Source organism: Streptomyces sp. NPDC090025 (genome assembly GCF_044748125.1).
GTDB lineage: Bacteria > Actinomycetota > Actinomycetes > Streptomycetales > Streptomycetaceae > Streptomyces.
The window spans coordinates 516,324-531,982 of record NZ_JBIVFL010000001.1 but is presented as its reverse complement, the minus strand read 5'-3'; the positions used below and the strand labels follow the sequence as shown (position 1 = coordinate 531,982).

Genomic DNA, 15,659 nt, shown 5'->3' with positions numbered 1-15,659 from the left:
TGGTGGGAAACACGTAGTGGGGGTGGTGTATCGGTGAGGGCATGCCGGGGGGGTCCTTCATGTTCAGGCACGACATGTACACCGCGACCGTATTACCCCCCCCCGGGGGGGGGGCGGGCCGCGCGCCGCCCCGCCCCGCCCCCTCAGCTTTCTCCTCACCCACTCGAATCACGCACATCACTCGAACAAGGAGTACGGATCACCATGTCCCGATTCGACGTCAACGCCGCCCGCGCCCAGCGCCTGGAGGCCCACGGCCGCACCTGGTCCTTCGAACTGGACGGCGAGTCCTTCACGCTGCCCACCGAGCTCTCGCGCAAGACGGCCAAGGGCCTGCGCAAGCTCGACGACAGCGACGTGGACGGTCTGCTCGAACTCCTGATGGGTGAGGAGCAGTACGCCCGCTTCGAGGAGCACGACATCACCATGCAGGACATCGCCGCGATCCTGGAGGCGTACGGCCAGGAGACCGGGCTCGGCCTGGGGGAAGACTGAGCCTCGTCGAGTTCGTCGACGAACACGCCGAGGCACTTGAGGCGGACCTGCTCCGCTATTACGGGACGGATCTCCTCGACTGGCACCGCGGGACGCTCTCCAGCAGACGCGTCGCGGCGCTGATCAAGCACCTCCCGGCCGACAGCGCCGTCCAGCGGAACCTCCACGGGGAGGCCGCCGAGTGGTCGGTGACCGACCATCTGCTGGCGGCGGCGGTCGACCATCTGGCCACCGCCAACTGGATGTTCATGTGCGTCAACACGGACGAGGACGGCGAGCAGCCCGACCCGCCGCAGCCGGTCCCGCGCCCGAGTGCGCCGGATGACGACGAGGACGCCCCGGAGGACGGGGAGTCGAGCGCCGGTCCCGACGAGGACGGGCCGACTTCTCTTTCCCCCTGGGAAGTCGCGCGCTTCTTCGGCTGACGCCCGCCCCCCCCCATGGCCCCCGGTGCCCGTTCCCGTCAGGGAGCGGGCTCCGGGGGCGCTTCCCGTGCTCGCTCGGCGCCCAGTTCCCGCTCCAGGGCCTTGGCACGGTCGGACAGGCGGCGCCCACGCGCGCGCGAGCGCGCGTCCGGGTCGCCGGACTCGCCGCCGCGCCGCTCCTGCCCCGGACCGACCTGCGCCGGCACGCTGGTGATCGGCGGCACGATCGGCCGCCCGCCCTTGCCGCGGACCACCTTGCGCACCGGCTGGGTGCTCCGGCGGGCGCGGCTCTCCTGGGCGGTCACCAACGGTTCCGTCCCGGAGCTCAGGCCGGGTTCGGCGTCGGGTCCGGCGTCGGGTCCGGCCTGCGGAACCGGGCCGGCCTCCCGCTCCGGGCCGACCACGTCGGACAGCTCCGGCTCAGCCTCGGGGGCGGATTCCAGCCCCCGTACGACGGCGGGTCCGGGCTCCGGCCGGGGCTCGGGCTCGTCGGCGTAGGTGTGCTCGGTGCGCTGGTCGAACAGCTCGCGCTCCAGGCGCACCCGCTCCTCGGCCTGGACGACCGCGGCCGGCGGCTCGAGCAGCCGGGTGAAGGGCAGCGGGATGACCCGGGCGCCTTCCGGGTTCAGACCGGTTCGTTGCTCCGGGCGGCGGATGCCGCGGGCGTCGCCCTGGCCCTGGGCGTACGCGTCGGCGACCCGCTTCTCGTACTCGCGGCGGATCCGCGGGAGTTCGTCGGCGACCGCCTCTGCCCAGCCGCCGGTGAACGCCGCCGTCTCCCGCCGGTCGACCTCGGCGCGTGGCAGCACGACGAGGTCCTCGGGCGCGTAACCCGCGACGTGGACGAGTTCGGCGAGGCGTGCGAAGAGATGCGGCAGGTCCGGGTGGGATTCGAGCCAGTCGACGACCCGCTCCCGCCGGTTAGCGCCCGGCTCCGTGTCCATGCGTCAGCACTGCCTTCCAACCCCCTGGGGTCCCCCCGCGCGCCCCTCGCGCCCCGTCGCCCCCCGACTGTGTCAGGTCCGGGAACGCGTCATCCAGACTACCCCGGCTCGAACACCGGTCCCGTTCGAGGCGTGACCAACGACGCACGGGGCCCGGAACGACGCGCCGCCCGACCCTTCTCGCTCGACAAGTTCGAACCAATGTTCGACAATGCATCGCACACTAGTTCGACAGCTGGAAGGCAGGGCACCATGACGTCTCAGGCCGGGGGAAGCGCCACCCAGAGCCCGCTCCACGACCGTCTCCACTCGCTGCTCCAGCGCCCCGGTCCCCTCGACAAGCGCGCGTTGCTCGCCACCCTCGACGCCGAGATCGCGGCTCGCGAGATCCACGCCTACAAGGCGGGCTGGAACGACGCGCTCGCCGAACTCCGCCGTAACTGAACCCTCCGCACGCCGCACCACGCCAGCGGGCGGGGCCCAGGCCCCGCACACCGCGCACCGAGCCGTCGACGCCCTCCCGGGATCGGCGGCTCCGGCGTCTCCGGCGCCCCCGGGTGAGCTTCGGCACGACCTCTTCGAATCGAGGACACCCATGGCCGTTCCCACACCCCAAGAGATCACCGCAGTCATGGTCAAGTCGGTCCCCTGGATCGACATGACAAAGAAGTACGAGGAAAACAAGACCGCCGCGTCCAACCTGTCGAGCACGGTCTCCGGCATGAAGGGTGACATCACCCTCATGAAGATCGAGATGGCGGGCCTGTTCGCCGCCTCGGTCGGCCTCTTCAAGGTGGACTACACCTGGTTCAAGCTCGACGACAAGGGCATCACGATCAACGGCCGGCAGCGCCTCGGCTGGCCGTGGGCCGACAAGACCAAGGCGTTCACGGTACGCGTCGAGAACAAGCAGCGGGACCTGGCCGCCAAGCAGAAGCGCATGACCCGGAAGCTCACCCGGGTCACCGAGCGGCAGGACGAACTGGCCCGCGCACAAGCCCGACTGCGCACCGCCGAGGGCAATCAGCGCGACGTTCAGTCCCGGTTCGACCAGGGACGCGCTTCACAGGCGACGCTCGACCGCGCCAATGCCCGGGTGAACCTCGCCCGACAGGAGATCGACAGGCTGCAGAAGCGTCTCGACCGCGCGGAGAAGTCCGCCAAGAGGACGTCGAACAGCGCGGCCAATCTCGTCACCAAGATCAACACCCTTCGCCAGAAGGAAGCCGACGCCAAGAAGCTGTGGGGAAACAACGCCAAGGACGCGACCACCCAGCTGAACTCGCTGCGCTCCGCCATCGGGCAGACGGCCGTCGCACTCTCCGAGCCCACGTAGTGCCGCGCATCGACGCCCTCGCCAGCCAGTCTTCCCCCACTCCCTGAAACCAGGTGCCCATGTCTCTCGCCAAAGCACTCGGCAGCGCCTCGTCGGCGCTGAGAAAGCTCAAGACGGACGCCCAGCAGAGCGCCCAGGCCGTCACCCGCGTCGGCACCGGCGCCAACTCGGCCTCCAACGGCGTCAAGCAGCTGAAGTCCTCAGCCCAGTCCACCTCGTCCCAGCTCAAGAGCCTCAAGACGGCCTCGGACCAGGCCGAGAAGTCCATGTCCAAGGCCGGTCAGACCGGACAGTCCGCCGGTACCAAGATGGGCAAGTACGAAACCGGCGCCGGCAAGGCCGCCAAGGGCCAGGACAAGCTCAACAAGTCCATGAAGGGCAACTTCCTGGCCCGCCTGATCGAGCTGTTCATGCCGCTCATCGAGAAGATCGTCGAAGTGGCGTCCCGCTCGAAGACGATGCAGACGATCATGAAGAAGGCGTTCGACGCCATCAAGGTCGTCATCAGCGCCGTCATGAAGGCCATCGGCCCGATCATGAAGAACGCCGGCGCCCTGATCAAGACGGTCTGGAACGGCATCAAGAGCGCCATCTCCACCGTGGTCAAGGCGGTCGCCACCGTCGTCAAGACCTACGTCAACATCTGGAAGACCGTCATCACCACCGTGATGAAGGCGATCAAGACCGTCATCAGCTCCGTCTGGAACGGCATCAAGTCCGTGATCACCCCGGTGGTCAACTGGATCAAGTCCGCGATCCCGAACGCCTTCCAGGCCGTCAAGGACAAGATGTCGTCCATCTGGAACGGCCTCAAGGACATCGCGTCCCGGGCGTTCAACGGCATCAAGAGCGGCGTCTCCGGCCCGATCAACTCCATCATCGGCCTGATCAACCGCATGATCAGCGCCGTCAACCGGGTCAAGGTCAGTGTCCCCGGCTGGGTGCCGGTCGTCGGTGGCAAGACCTTCGGCGTCAGCGTCCCCACCATCCCGATGCTCGCCACCGGTGGTGTCGTCATGCCGCAGGCGGGCGGTGTCCCGGCGATCATCGCCGAGGCCGGCGAGGCCGAGGCCGTGCTCCCGCTCTCCAAGCTGGACCGGCTGCTCGCCATGACCGCGCGGCGCGCCCGGATGTCGGCGCAGCTGCAGTCGGGCCGGGGCGGCGGCGTCGGGCTGCACATCGAGAACTACCACGCGGCCCGTAACAGCGACCCGCAGTCCACCGCCGACGCGTTGATGTACCTGGCGAAGGCGCGCGGATGAGTACGGCCGTCCCTCCGGCGATCGTCTTCAGCGGCCGGCTGCTCGTCGGCGTTCCCCAGGGACTCCGCAACCTCAAGCGCGACGCCCAGGCGGCCGCCACCGTACTGCGCACGCTGACGCGGAGTTCACGGGACGCCGCCGGGAAGACCGACCGCTTCGCCCGGGAGGTGCGGGCCGCGGCCGCTCCGGTGACCCGCATCCGTACCGACGCCACCACCACCTCCACCTCCGTCACCAAGATCGCCCGCTCCACCGCCCCCCGCGGCGTCAAGTCCTTCGGCGACAAGGCCGGCAAGGCCAAGGGCGCCTTCGGCAAGCTCAGTCAGGGCCTCGGCGGCATCCTCGCCATCCTGCTGCCGCTCCTTCCCATCACCGACATCGTCACCAAGCTGATGGACAAGTTCGGCATGGTCATGACCGTCGCCTCGGTCGCCATGATGGCCGTCAACGTCGCCATGCGGGCCAACCCGCTCGGCTTCCTCGTCGGCATCCTGCTCCCCGTCGCCGCCTGGCTCATCGAGTACGCGATGAACTCCGAGACCGGCCAGCGCATCATCGAGCAGGTCATGGAACAGGCTTTCAAGGGCTTCGAAGCCATCTGGAAGTACCTCCAGCCGATCATGGAGTTCCTCGGCGACGTCGTCATGACGTACTTCAAGGGCTACCTGACCGTCATCACCTCCGTCCTCACCGTCATCGGCGCCGCCATCGGCGGTTTCTCCGGCACCGGTTCCTCCGTGTCGTCGTCCTCCAACGCCCTGCGCGGCATCGCCTCCGGCGCCATGAACGGCATCAAGAGCGCCATCCAGCCGCTGCTGTCCTTCTTCACCGAGCAGGTCCCCGGCTTCTTCCGCTCCGCCAACACCGCCGTCGGCGGCGCCCTGCGCGGCTTCGGCGAGATCGTCAAGGGCGCCCTGACCTCGGTCAGCGGCGTGGTGACCGGTCCCATCAAGGGCCTCATCGCCTTCGCCAACTGGATCATCGACGGGCTCAACAAGCTGAGCTTCGACTTCCTCGGCAAGCACTTCGGCATCGACATCCCCAAGATCCCGATGCTCGCCGAGGGCGGCGTCGTCTTCCCCGGCGCCGCCACCGCGCCCCGCATCGACCCGCTCACCGTCCTGGAGTCCCGTCCGGTCCCGGCGATCACCGAGCCGCCGCGGCCGCCGCACCGGATCCGGGACTTCTACGAGGACCCGGGCGCCGGGCCCCGGGCGACCGCCGAGGACCTGCTGTTCCTCGCCGCCGCCCACTGCTGACCCGCGCCGCCGTCCGCGTACGCGGCCCGCGCACCACCCGGCAGCCGGGCCCCGTCACGGGGCCCGGCCCCCCGGCACGCCCCCCGACACCCACCCCCTCAGAAGTGAGGTGACGGCCCCCATGGCCGAGACCACCAACCCCTACGCCGGAAACTCCTACACCGCCGACCTCGCGCCCGGCTCGCTGATCACCCAGGACGGGCAGATCCAGTGGGCCGGGCTCCTCATCGGCCCCGGCACCCCCTTCGCCGTCGACCGGTCCGGTCTTCAGGGGTGGGAGGACCTGCCCGAGTACGACTCCTCCGACGCCGACCGGCCCACCTCGCACGGCGCCTGGCCGGGCGCCCGGTACGCCAAGCCCCGCAAGGTCGGCGGCTCCATCGTCCTGATGCCGGAGTTCAACGGCGTGCCCGAGGCGATGCGCGCGCTGCGCCAGTCGCTCGCGCTGCTCGACGAGGAGCGCTGGCTGACCGTCCGGCTGCACGGCGAACTGCTCGCCGTACGCGCCCGGATCGCCCAGCGGGTCATCCCCGCCGACCAGGGCTTCGCCACCCAGGGCAGCTCCAAGATGTCCGTGCAGTGGCTGACCTCCGACCCGCGCCGCTACGCCGTCAACGAGCAGACGGCCACCACCACCCCGCCGCAGCCGGAGTCCGGTCTCTCCTGGCCGCTGGTGTGGCCGCTGAACTGGGGCGAGGCCAAGTCCACCGGTGACGCCGTCGTCGACAACGTCGGTTCGGCGCCCACCCACCCGGTGATCGTGTTCCGCGGCCCCTGCTCGATGCCCACCGTCACCGACCGGGTGAGCAAGCGCCGGCTGCGCTACGCCATCGACCTGGCCGCCGGTGACGAGCTGGTCGTCGACACCGCCAACGGCTCCGTGACGCTCAACAACTCCGCCTCCCGCCGCCACACGGCGATGGCGGACTCGAGCCCGGAGGAGCTGTTCCTGCTGGAGCCGGGGCGCACCGAGCTGTCGTTCCGCCCCGACGCGGCCACCCCGGACGCCCTGATGACGGTCCGCTGGCGCAGCGCCGAGTGGTGACCGTGCCGCTCACCGGCCGCGGCCGTCGGACCACGCCGGCGCGGCCCTCTCACCCACCGCACCACGAGAGGAACGAACGACCATGACCGTACGGGCCTCCTGGCTCCAGACCTCCGGCCAGACCCGCGAAGAGACCCGCCTCACCCTCGCCGCGCTGCTGACTCCCACCGGCGCCAGCCCGGCCGAGACCCCGCTGCGTTCCCGTCACGGCATCCTGCCGGGCGGTTTCCAGCTGACCGGGACCTCCGCCATGCAGTGCTCGATCGGCACCGGCCGGGCGATCATCCAGGGCAAGGACACCCGGCAGGGTGCCTATCTGGTGGCCGCGGTCTCGCCGGAGACGATCACGATCGCCGACGGCGACCCGCAGTTCGACCGGATCGACGTGATCGAAGTGGCCGTCCTCGACGACACGTACGACAAGACCGGGGTCACGGACGCGGTGATCCGGCTCGTCCGGGGCACCCCGGCGGCGGCCCCGGTCGCCCCTTCGCCGGGCCCGGGCAGCGCCCTGCCGCTCTACCAGATCAGGGTGCCGAAGGGCGTCTCGACCGGTACCGGCGGTATCGCCTGGACCAGTGGCGGCGTCACCAACGCCTACTGGTACACGGTGGCGCTCGGCGGCATCTCCCCGGCGAGCGGCTTCAACGGCGCCTACCCCGGCCAGTACCGCGACGCCAGCGGCATGCTCGGCCGCTGGGACGGCGCCGCCTGGGTGAACTACCCGAAGGCGATCGGCGGCGTCGCGCCGAACACGGTCACCGTCGGCAGCTACGTCGGCCAGTACCGCGACAACGGGGTGACCCTGCAGCGCTGGGACGGCTCCGCCTGGCAGCTGTCGCACGGCACCGGGACCGTCCTGTTCGGCGCCACCCAGTGGCAGAGCACCGAGCAGCAGACCGTCGTGAACAACTCCTGGACCGTGATCAATCTGCCGACCGTCGAGGTCGACGACCTGCGCGGCTTCAACGGCACCACCACCTACGTCGCCCCCCGCACCGGCTGGTGGCGCGTCAACGCCCATGTCACCTGGCAGAACGACAGCCAGTCCGGCATGCGCGGCTCCCGCGTGATGGTCAACGGCGTCGGGCAGTCCCGGATGACCTGGCTGCTCCCGGCCGGGAACGGCGCCATCTCGGTCGGCGGCGGCGGTCTGCTGCGGCTCGTCGCGGGCGACACCCTCCAGCTCGCCGGCTACCAGAGCTCCGGCGGATCGGTGAAGACCCTCGGCGGCTCCGGCTACGGCTGCACCCTCACCGCGGAGTGGGTCAAGACGGGCTGACGCCCGGCCGCCCGCACCACCGCCCGCACCGCCGCCAGCACCGGCGCCGCCGCAGGCCCCACCGCACCACCAGCGCCACCTCCACCACCAGCACCGCCCCCACCCCGCGGGCCCGCCCGGCCCCCGTCCGAAAGGCCGACCATGACCGTACGCGCAGCCTGGCTCACCTCCTCGGGACAGACCCGCGGGGACACCCGGCTCACCCTCGCCTCGCTGCTCACCCCGAGCGGCGACAGCCCGGACGCGGCCGCGCTGCGCTCGCTCAGCGGGGTGCTGCCGGGCGGCCTGGCGCTCACCGGGGTGTCGTCGATGCAGTGCTCGATCGGCACCGGCCGGGCGATCGTCCAGGGCAAGGAGACCGCCCAGGGCGCCTACCTGGTCGCCGTCACCTCGCCCGAGACGCTCACCATCGCCGACGGCGACCCGCAGAACCCGCGCATCGACCTGATCGAACTCGCCGTCCTCGACGACGACTTCGACCAGACCGGGGAGACCAGGGCGGTGATCCGGATCGTCAAGGGCACCCCCGCCGAGACGCCGCAGCCACCGGCGTCCGGCCCGGGCAGCACGATGCCGCTGTACCAGCTCCGGGTGCCCACCAGCACCTCGGCGGGCACCGGCGGCATCACCTGGTCCACGGCCACATCGGTGTCCAGGCCGGTGGTCGCGCTCGGCGGCATCACCCCCGGATACGGATTCAACGGCGCCTATGCCGGGCAGTACCGGGAGTCCTTCGAGAACCTCCAGCGCTGGGACGGCAACGGCGGCTGGATCTCGTACCCGAAGTCGATCGGCGGCATCGCGCCCATCGGCCAGATCTTCTACCCGAGCTACACCGGCCAGTACCGCGACACCGCCGGCGGCCTGCAGCGCTTCGACGGCACCACCTGGCAGCACGTCGACAACCGCTCGAAGCTCCTGTTCAGCGTCGCCGCGATCCAGGGCCAGGCGTTCACGCCCAACAACACCACGGCGGCACTGCTGCTCCACCGCATCGAGGTGGACGACGCACAGGCATGGAGCGGCGCGAGCACGTACACGGTGCCGCGCGCCGGGTGGTGGCGGATCTCGCCGCGCGTGCTGTTCCAGCCGGAGGGCACCACCGGCACCCGGATCGTCCGCCTGCACGTCAACGGCGCCCTGCGCAACATCTGGCAGACGGTGGACAGCACCGTCCCGCAGACCCTGGGTTCCGACTACATGCTCAAGCTCGCCGCGGGCAACACCCTCCAGATCGTCGTCTCCGGCAGCACCACGGCACGGACCATCGCCAGCGGCGTCCTGACCTCCACCTTCCAGGCCGAGTGGCTCAAGCCCTGAGCGGGCCCCAGGCCCCCGGCCCCGGCCCCGGCCCCGGCCGACGCTCCCCCGCTCCCCCCGCTCCCCCTTTTTCCTTCCTTCGTTCCGCAACCTCCGACGGGAGAACCCCATGAACCTGCGCAGCAGCTGGGTCGCCGAGACCGGCCAGACCCGCGAGGACACCCGCCTCACCCAGATCGGCGCGACCACGATGGTCAACCCGGTCCAGGTGCGCTCCGGTGTCCTGCCCGGCTCCTACGGCGGCCAGTACCGCCTCTCCGGCTTCTGGATGACGAACGCGTCGGCGATGGCCGCCACCGTCTCCGAGGGCCGGGGCGTGATCCAGGGCGACATCTCGCAGGGCGTCTACCCGGTCGCCCTGCCCACCTCCGAGCAGGTCACCTTCGCCCCGGGCGACGCCCAGTACGGCCGGATCGACCTCGTCGTCCTGCGGGTCTACGACAAGCTGTACGAGGGCACCCGCAACGAGGCCACCATCGAGATCATCCAGGGCGTCCCCGACCAGGCCCCGAAGGCCCCGGCCACCCCGCCGCGCAGCCTCCCGCTGTACGAGGTGACGGTCCCGGCCGGCGCCAGCGCGGGCAACGGCGGCATCCCGTGGAACACCGCCCTGAAGGACCTGCGCACCCCGGTCGTGTCGGTCGGCGGCATCCTGCCGGTCGAGAACGCGGTGCTCAACGGCGCCTACCCGGGCCAGTACCAGGACACCCCGAACAACCAGTTCCAGCGCTGGGACGGCGGCAAGTGGGTCGCCTACCCGGAGGCCGTCGGCGGCATCGTGCCGACCTCCGCGCCCATGGCCACCGGCAGCTACACCGGCCAGTACCGGGCCACCACCGCCGGTCCGCTGCAGCGCTACGACGGCGCCAAGTGGGCGCCCGCGTACCCGGGTCCGTACTTCAACGACTCGCTCGACGCCGGTTACACCCTGTCCACCACCTACGTGAACACCCTGGTCGAACGGGCCGAGAACCCGCTGGTGGTGACCTTCGTCGCGCCGGAGAGCCGCTCGGCGATCCTCGACTTCGGCTCCCGGATGGAGCTCAGCCTCAACTCCGGCACCACCGGCGTCGCCAGCTCCGCCTTCATGTGCGTCCGGATCACCCAGGGCGCGACCCTGATCCGCGACCTCGACGACGAACTGGCCGCCATGGCCTCCAAGTCGGCCGACCCGACCGGCGCCGTGTCGGTGTCGACGACCCAGCGGCTCTACAACCTGACGCCGGGCGCCACCTACACGATCACCGCGTACTACCGGACCACCAACACCAACGTGCGGGCCTGGTTCGACAACACCTACATCCAGGTGACCCCGCAGTACTGAGCTGCGTCCCGCCGCCCCGGCCGCCCGACCGACCCGCACCACAGGAGACCCCATGCCCGTACGCACCGGCTGGCTGCAGTCCACCGGCCAGACCCGACAGCACACCCGCATCACCAACACCGGCGCCACCACCCCCGCCAATCCGCTCTCGTCCCGCTCCGGCATCCTGCCGGGCACGGTCGACGGCAAGTACCGCGTCGGCGGCCTGTGGATGGGCAGCTCAGGACCGATGACGGCCACCGTCTACGCGGGCCGGGCCGTCATCCAGGGCACCGGCGGCGGCGGTGACTACCCGGTCGCCCTCGACCAGGACATGACCATCACCTTCGGCGACGGCGACCCGCTCAACCCGCGCGTCGACCTGGTCGTCCTCCGCGTCTACGACAACGACGTGGACAGCCTGGGCAAGTACGAGGCGGCCGTCGAGATCGTCAAGGGCACCGCGGCCGCCAACCCGGTCGCCCCGGCGGCGCCCGTCCGCTCGCTCCCGCTCTTCTCCGTCGTGGTCAAGAAGGGCGCGTCGGCCGGCACCGGCGGCATCGACTGGGCCGGGCCCACCACGACCACCGACCTGCGCACCACGGTGGTCGCGGCCGGCGGCATCCTGCCGGTCTACAACAACGCCGGTGTCCCCGGCTCCTACCCGGGCCAGTACCAGGACAACGAGAACGCCCACTTCCTGCAGCGCTGGGACGGCACCGCCTGGGTCGCCTACCCGAAGGAGGTCGGCGGCATCGCGCCCAGCGGCGCCGTCTCCGCGGGCAGCTACCAGGGCCAGTTCCGCGACAACAACGGCGTCCTGCAGCGCTGGAGCAGCAGCAACGTCTGGGTGAACTACCAGCCGCCGGTCGAGGTGGAGACCACCACCTCCGGCGCCGCCGCGCTCGCCAACTGGAGCGTCGTGTCCTTCAGCGGCCGCCGCACCAAGAGCGGCCTGTGCACCGTGCTGGTCACCGTCACCCGCACCGGCGCCCAGGTCGGCGCCAACAGCGCGGGCAACATCGACGACGAGCCGCTGTGCGTCCTGCCGGCCGGCTGGCGGCCCGCCTTCGACTACGAGGCCAGCGCCTGCGACGGCTTCGCCAACGGCGGTGCCTTCATCAGCTCCAACGGCACGGTCACCCTGCGCACCTGGTCCCCCACCGGTGCCCTCGTCGCCGGCCGGAACATCCGCGTCAGCGCCACCTACATCCTTCCGTGAGGTCCGCCATGGCACTCGACACGCCCTACCGGGCCATCTTCTGCGACCTGGTCACCGACCAGACCATCGACATCCTGCCGCTGCGTGACGTCTCCTTCGACGACTTCATCGGCAAGGCCGGCTCGCTGTCCGGCACCATCCCGATCCCCAACAAGGAGATCGCGGACCGCGTCAAGAAGGTCCGCGAGGGCCGCACCGCGATCTATCTGGAGCGCGGCGGCGACCTGTGGTGGGGCGGCATCATCTGGACCACCACCCTGCAGTCCAGCGGCCGCGGCGTGCTGACCCTGTCGCTGCAGGCCGCGACCTTCGACTCGTACGCGAGCCGCCGCCGGATCCGTACCGAGATCAAGTACGACGTGCCCACCGACCAGCTGGCCATCGCCCGCCGTCTGTGGAGCGAGATGACCAGCAGCGGCGACTGCTTCAAGATCACCGTGGGCGAGGAGAAGTCCGGCGTCCTGAAGACGGCCAGCTGGCGCGACGGCGACGAGACCGTCTACCTGGAGGCGCTCGACCAGCTCGGCGCCACCCAGAACGGCTTCGAGCACCAGATCCTCGTCTACCGCGACCCGGTCACCGGCGAGCGGATCCGCCAGCTCAGGCTCGGCTCCCCGAAGATCCGCACCGGCGCCACCGACCTGGTCTTCGACCGGCCCGGCGTGATCCTGTCGTACTCCTTCCCGTACGACGCGACCCGCGGCGGCACCACCGCCGTGGCCCGTGGCGCGTCCGTCAACAACAACGCCGGCACCGAGTCCCGGCCGATCGTCTCCCGCCAGCAGAAGGCGACCGACCTGCTGAGCGACGGCTGGCCGGTGATCGACCTGTCCTCGGACCACAACGAGGTCACCGACCAGCTGACCCTGGACTCGCTGGCCGCCGCCGAACTCGACCAGAGCCGCGGCGCCGTCGTGATCCCCGAGGTCAGCATCCACCTGGGCGGCATCGTGCCGCCCGCCCTGCTCGGCCGGGTGGCCCGGATCCGGATCACCGACGAGTGGTACTCCACCGGTCTCGACGCCCGCTACCGGATCATAGGCGTCAAGATCACCCCGCCGGAGCGCGGCCGTCCCGACACCGCCGAGCTCTACCTTGAGGAGGCCTGATGCCCCAGCTGCCCGAGGACATCATCGACCGGCTGAACCAGATGGAGAGCCGGATCAAGGCGCTGTCGACCGCGGTCAACACCCGCCCGGCGGTCAGCGAGATCCGGCCGCCCACGCAGACCGGCAGCGTCACCATCAACCGCCCGCTGTTCCGGATCTTCGACGGGTACGACCACGAGATCTTCGCGGACGACATCATGACCGGCGGTCTCGCCCGGCCCTGGCTGCAGCTGATGCCGCCGCTGCCCAGCGACACCGCCAAGTGGCCGTCCACCACCAGCGCCACCTTCGTCACCATCGCCCGCTGCTCCAACCCGATCTGGCAGCCGAAGATGCGCATCGCCATCAACACGACGGCCTCGTCCGGCGCCACCGGCCAGGTGCGGGTGCTCGTCGACGGCACACAGTTCGGCCCCACGGTCACCGCGGGCGTCACCTTCGACCACCTCGGACTGCTGCCCGGCGACATGAAGACCCGGTTCGGCCAGACGATGAACATCGAGATCCAGGCGCAGGCCAGCGGCGGCACCGTCAGCGCCCAGACCGTGCTCATCCACGGCGCCCAGACCTGACCCGCCCCGACCTGATCCGTCCCGTCCCGCCCCGAGCATCCGGAACCCGGAGGACCCCTTGAACATCGACCCCACCCAGCCCTGGGGCCTGGCCATCGACTACGCGGGCCGCGCCACGGTCCACGAGAACGGTCACGCCCTCAACGTCCGCGTCTACGACAACAGCCTCGGCTTCGTCCTGGACCGCGACCCGGTCACCGGTCAGTACCCGACGGTGTACGTCACGGCCGAGTTCACCGAGCGCGGCGAGCAGGACGTCACGCTGCGCGGCTACGGCATGGTCTCCGTCCCGGCCCGCGACGGCCTGCCCGCCGTGCCCGACCAGACCGCGCCGCAGCGGGCGGTCGCCGCCGCCCTCGCCGACTTCGAGGCCCGCCGCGCCGCGGCCGCCGCGCTCTGCGCCGTCTGGATCCCGGCCCCGGAGCCCGCGCCGACGCCCGAACCGGCCCCCGCGCCCCCGGCGCCGTAACCCGGAGCGCCCGCCCCACCCCGTACCAACAGAACCACCCGCACCACCAGCAGCCCCGCGCCGACCGACCGGCCGGGGTTTTTCCATGCCCTGAGGAGACCCAGATGGCAGCCCCCCTGACCGCGGACCGGCTCGTCGCCGCGCTCCGCGCCGAAGGCGTCACCGTCGTCGAGCACGACGGCTGGCGCTCCCACAACCGCAACGGCCACGGGTCCTGGGGGCCCGTCACCGGCGTGATGATCCACCACACCGTCTCCAGCGGCACCGCCAACACCGTCGAGCTCTGCTACGACGGCTACGCCGGGCTGCCCGGACCGCTGTGCCACGGCGTCATCGCCAAGGACGGCTCCGTCCATCTGGTCTCCGCCGGCCGCGCCAACCACGCGGGCGGCGGAGACCCGTCCGTCCTGCAGGCCGTGATCAGCGAGACGTACGGGGTACGGCCCCCGCTGCCCCGCGAACACCAGGGCAGCGCGGGCGCCGTCGACGGCAACTCCCGCTTCTACGGCTTCGAGTGCGTCAACCTCGGCAACGGCTCCGACCCCTGGCCCGCCGAACAGCTCGACGCCATCGAACGCGTCTCCGCCGCCCTCTGCCGGGCGCACGGCTGGGGCGCGAAGTCCGTGATCGGCCACTCCGAATGGTCGGACTGGAAGAACGACCCGCGCGGCTTCGGCATGCCGGGCATGCGCGACCGGGTGCAGCAGCGCCTCGGCAAGGCCCCCACCGCCAAGCCGGCCCCGCCCGCCAAGCCCGCGACCCCGCGCTACCAGCCGTTCCCCGGCACCGCGTTCTTCAAGACCACCCCGAGCTCGCCGATCGTCACCGCGATGGGCCGCCGGCTCGTCGCCGAGGGCTGCGGCCGCTACCAGGTCGGCCCGAGCCCGCGCTGGTCCGAGACCGACCGCCAGTCGTACGCCGCCTGGCAGCGCAAGCTCGGCTTCGCCGGCTCCGACGCCGACGGCTGGCCGGGCGCCGCGTCCTGGAACGCCCTGAAGGTCCCGTACACGAAGTGACCAGGAGCGGCGGCCGGCCCACGTCACCGGCCGGCCGCCGCCCCGCTCCCCCACGCAAGGAGAACCACCCATGTCCGAAGCCGCCAAGCGCACGGCCCGCACCGTCCTGCAGACCGCGGTCGCCCTCGCCGTCGTGCTGCCCGCGATCGTCGACGCGGCCGGGCTGCCCACCGCCCTCCCGTGGGTCGCCGGGGCGCTCGCCGCCGCCGGTGCCCTCACCCGGGTGATGGCCGTGCCCGCCGTCCAGAACCTGCTGCCCTCCTGGCTGCGCACCACCCAGGAGGCGGCGGGCGATGACCGAGTCTGACCCGAACGACCCGGTCGCCGTCGCCCTCGAACTGGAACGGCTCCGCGGCACCCTGGAGGCGGGCTTCGCCCGCGTCGACGGCTCGCTCGCGCTGCTCGTACAGCGCTCCGACCAGACCGACAAGCAGCTCGCCGACCACGAGGCCCGGCTCGACGCCCTGGAGCGCGGCCGCTGGCCGCTCGCCTCGGTCGCCGCGCTCACCGGCACCGCCGGGGTGCTCGTCGCGGTCTGGCAGATGACCGGCCGCTGACCGCCCGGGCGGTCCGGGTACGCCGAAGGGCGGCCACCCCCGT

The 15,659-nt window shown here is 71.3% G+C and carries 18 protein-coding genes; 17 read left to right on the top strand and 1 reads right to left on the bottom strand.

Annotated features, from left to right (window positions below; genetic code table 11):
- The first annotated feature begins 204 nt into the window (after positions 1-204).
- Complete coding sequence (locus ACIPXM_RS02585; protein WP_401651111.1) at positions 205-495, top strand: hypothetical protein; 291 nt, start codon at positions 205-207, stop codon at positions 493-495.
- Positions 496-683: 188 nt separating this feature from the next.
- Positions 684-920, top strand: coding sequence for a hypothetical protein (locus ACIPXM_RS02580; protein ID WP_401651110.1), 237 nt, complete (start codon positions 684-686; stop codon positions 918-920).
- 38 nt (positions 921-958) lie between these two features.
- Here the strand turns inward: ACIPXM_RS02580 and ACIPXM_RS02575 are convergent, their stop codons facing one another.
- Entirely contained in the window at positions 959-1,864 is a 906-nt protein-coding gene (locus ACIPXM_RS02575) for a hypothetical protein (protein WP_401651107.1), read from the bottom strand.
- 252 nt (positions 1,865-2,116) lie between these two features.
- Here ACIPXM_RS02575 and ACIPXM_RS02570 point away from each other — a divergent pair, with 252 nt between their 5' ends.
- The 15 genes from ACIPXM_RS02570 (at position 2,117) to ACIPXM_RS02500 (ending at position 15,616) form a co-directional block, all read left to right on the top strand.
- On the top strand, positions 2,117-2,308 hold the full coding sequence (locus ACIPXM_RS02570) for a hypothetical protein (RefSeq protein ID WP_401651104.1): 192 nt from the start codon (positions 2,117-2,119) through the stop codon (positions 2,306-2,308).
- A gap of 151 nt (positions 2,309-2,459) precedes the next feature.
- Positions 2,460-3,200 (top strand): hypothetical protein, encoded by a 741-nt coding sequence (locus tag ACIPXM_RS02565; protein WP_401651102.1) that lies wholly within the window; start codon positions 2,460-2,462, stop codon positions 3,198-3,200.
- 59 nt (positions 3,201-3,259) lie between these two features.
- Positions 3,260-4,462, top strand: a complete 1,203-nt coding sequence (locus ACIPXM_RS02560; protein WP_401651100.1) for a phage tail protein — start codon at positions 3,260-3,262, stop codon at positions 4,460-4,462.
- Positions 4,459-5,721, top strand: a complete 1,263-nt coding sequence (locus ACIPXM_RS02555) for a tape-measure protein (RefSeq protein ID WP_401651097.1) — start codon at positions 4,459-4,461, stop codon at positions 5,719-5,721. Before ACIPXM_RS02560 ends, ACIPXM_RS02555 begins: the two co-directional genes overlap by 4 nt.
- 121 nt (positions 5,722-5,842) lie before the next feature.
- Complete coding sequence (locus ACIPXM_RS02550; protein WP_401651094.1) at positions 5,843-6,766, top strand: phage distal tail protein; 924 nt, start codon at positions 5,843-5,845, stop codon at positions 6,764-6,766.
- Between the two features lie 82 nt (positions 6,767-6,848).
- Complete coding sequence (locus ACIPXM_RS02545; RefSeq protein WP_401651090.1) at positions 6,849-8,048, top strand: hypothetical protein; 1,200 nt, start codon at positions 6,849-6,851, stop codon at positions 8,046-8,048.
- Positions 8,049-8,189: 141 nt separating this feature from the next.
- Positions 8,190-9,368, top strand: a complete 1,179-nt coding sequence (locus tag ACIPXM_RS02540; protein WP_401651088.1) for a hypothetical protein — start codon at positions 8,190-8,192, stop codon at positions 9,366-9,368.
- A gap of 109 nt (positions 9,369-9,477) precedes the next feature.
- Entirely contained in the window at positions 9,478-10,692 is a 1,215-nt protein-coding gene (locus tag ACIPXM_RS02535; protein ID WP_401651085.1) for a hypothetical protein, read from the top strand.
- 52 nt (positions 10,693-10,744) lie between these two features.
- Positions 10,745-11,893, top strand: coding sequence for a hypothetical protein (locus ACIPXM_RS02530; protein WP_401651082.1), 1,149 nt, complete (start codon positions 10,745-10,747; stop codon positions 11,891-11,893).
- An 8-nt stretch (positions 11,894-11,901) separates the two neighbouring features.
- On the top strand, positions 11,902-13,002 hold the full coding sequence (locus tag ACIPXM_RS02525) for a hypothetical protein (RefSeq protein WP_401651080.1): 1,101 nt from the start codon (positions 11,902-11,904) through the stop codon (positions 13,000-13,002).
- Positions 13,002-13,574 carry a hypothetical protein gene (locus ACIPXM_RS02520; protein ID WP_401651077.1) on the top strand — a complete coding sequence of 191 codons (573 nt, stop codon included), beginning with the start codon at positions 13,002-13,004 and terminating at the stop codon, positions 13,572-13,574. Before ACIPXM_RS02525 ends, ACIPXM_RS02520 begins: the two co-directional genes overlap by 1 nt.
- Before the next feature lie 58 nt (positions 13,575-13,632).
- Entirely contained in the window at positions 13,633-14,043 is a 411-nt protein-coding gene (locus tag ACIPXM_RS02515) for an ATP-binding protein (protein WP_401651075.1), read from the top strand.
- Between the two features lie 104 nt (positions 14,044-14,147).
- Entirely contained in the window at positions 14,148-15,059 is a 912-nt protein-coding gene (locus ACIPXM_RS02510) for a peptidoglycan-binding protein (protein WP_401651072.1), read from the top strand.
- Positions 15,060-15,129: 70 nt separating this feature from the next.
- Positions 15,130-15,366, top strand: coding sequence for a hypothetical protein (locus tag ACIPXM_RS02505; RefSeq protein ID WP_401651069.1), 237 nt, complete (start codon positions 15,130-15,132; stop codon positions 15,364-15,366).
- Complete coding sequence (locus tag ACIPXM_RS02500) at positions 15,353-15,616, top strand: hypothetical protein (protein WP_401651067.1); 264 nt, start codon at positions 15,353-15,355, stop codon at positions 15,614-15,616. The genes ACIPXM_RS02505 and ACIPXM_RS02500 overlap by 14 nt, the downstream gene beginning before the upstream one ends.
- Positions 15,617-15,659 lie beyond the last annotated feature (43 nt).

Excerpts from the sequence above, each read along its gene's own strand:
- ACIPXM_RS02505 (WP_401651069.1), top strand. The coding sequence starts at position 15,130 with ATGTCCGAAGCCGCCAAGCGCACGGCCCGCACCGTCCTGCAGACCGCG.
- ACIPXM_RS02500 (WP_401651067.1), top strand. The coding sequence starts at position 15,353 with ATGACCGAGTCTGACCCGAACGACCCGGTCGCCGTCGCCCTCGAACTG.
- ACIPXM_RS02525 (WP_401651080.1), top strand. The coding sequence starts at position 11,902 with ATGGCACTCGACACGCCCTACCGGGCCATCTTCTGCGACCTGGTCACC.
- ACIPXM_RS02555 (WP_401651097.1), top strand. The coding sequence starts at position 4,459 with ATGAGTACGGCCGTCCCTCCGGCGATCGTCTTCAGCGGCCGGCTGCTC.
- ACIPXM_RS02510 (WP_401651072.1), top strand. The coding sequence starts at position 14,148 with ATGGCAGCCCCCCTGACCGCGGACCGGCTCGTCGCCGCGCTCCGCGCC.
- ACIPXM_RS02535 (WP_401651085.1), top strand. The coding sequence starts at position 9,478 with ATGAACCTGCGCAGCAGCTGGGTCGCCGAGACCGGCCAGACCCGCGAG.
- ACIPXM_RS02585 (WP_401651111.1), top strand. The coding sequence starts at position 205 with ATGTCCCGATTCGACGTCAACGCCGCCCGCGCCCAGCGCCTGGAGGCC.
- ACIPXM_RS02570 (WP_401651104.1), top strand. The coding sequence starts at position 2,117 with ATGACGTCTCAGGCCGGGGGAAGCGCCACCCAGAGCCCGCTCCACGAC.
- ACIPXM_RS02560 (WP_401651100.1), top strand. The coding sequence starts at position 3,260 with ATGTCTCTCGCCAAAGCACTCGGCAGCGCCTCGTCGGCGCTGAGAAAG.
- ACIPXM_RS02530 (WP_401651082.1), top strand. The coding sequence starts at position 10,745 with ATGCCCGTACGCACCGGCTGGCTGCAGTCCACCGGCCAGACCCGACAG.
- ACIPXM_RS02575 (WP_401651107.1), bottom strand. The coding sequence starts at position 1,864 with ATGGACACGGAGCCGGGCGCTAACCGGCGGGAGCGGGTCGTCGACTGG.
- ACIPXM_RS02550 (WP_401651094.1), top strand. The coding sequence starts at position 5,843 with ATGGCCGAGACCACCAACCCCTACGCCGGAAACTCCTACACCGCCGAC.
- ACIPXM_RS02545 (WP_401651090.1), top strand. The coding sequence starts at position 6,849 with ATGACCGTACGGGCCTCCTGGCTCCAGACCTCCGGCCAGACCCGCGAA.
- ACIPXM_RS02565 (WP_401651102.1), top strand. The coding sequence starts at position 2,460 with ATGGCCGTTCCCACACCCCAAGAGATCACCGCAGTCATGGTCAAGTCG.
- ACIPXM_RS02520 (WP_401651077.1), top strand. The coding sequence starts at position 13,002 with ATGCCCCAGCTGCCCGAGGACATCATCGACCGGCTGAACCAGATGGAG.
- ACIPXM_RS02540 (WP_401651088.1), top strand. The coding sequence starts at position 8,190 with ATGACCGTACGCGCAGCCTGGCTCACCTCCTCGGGACAGACCCGCGGG.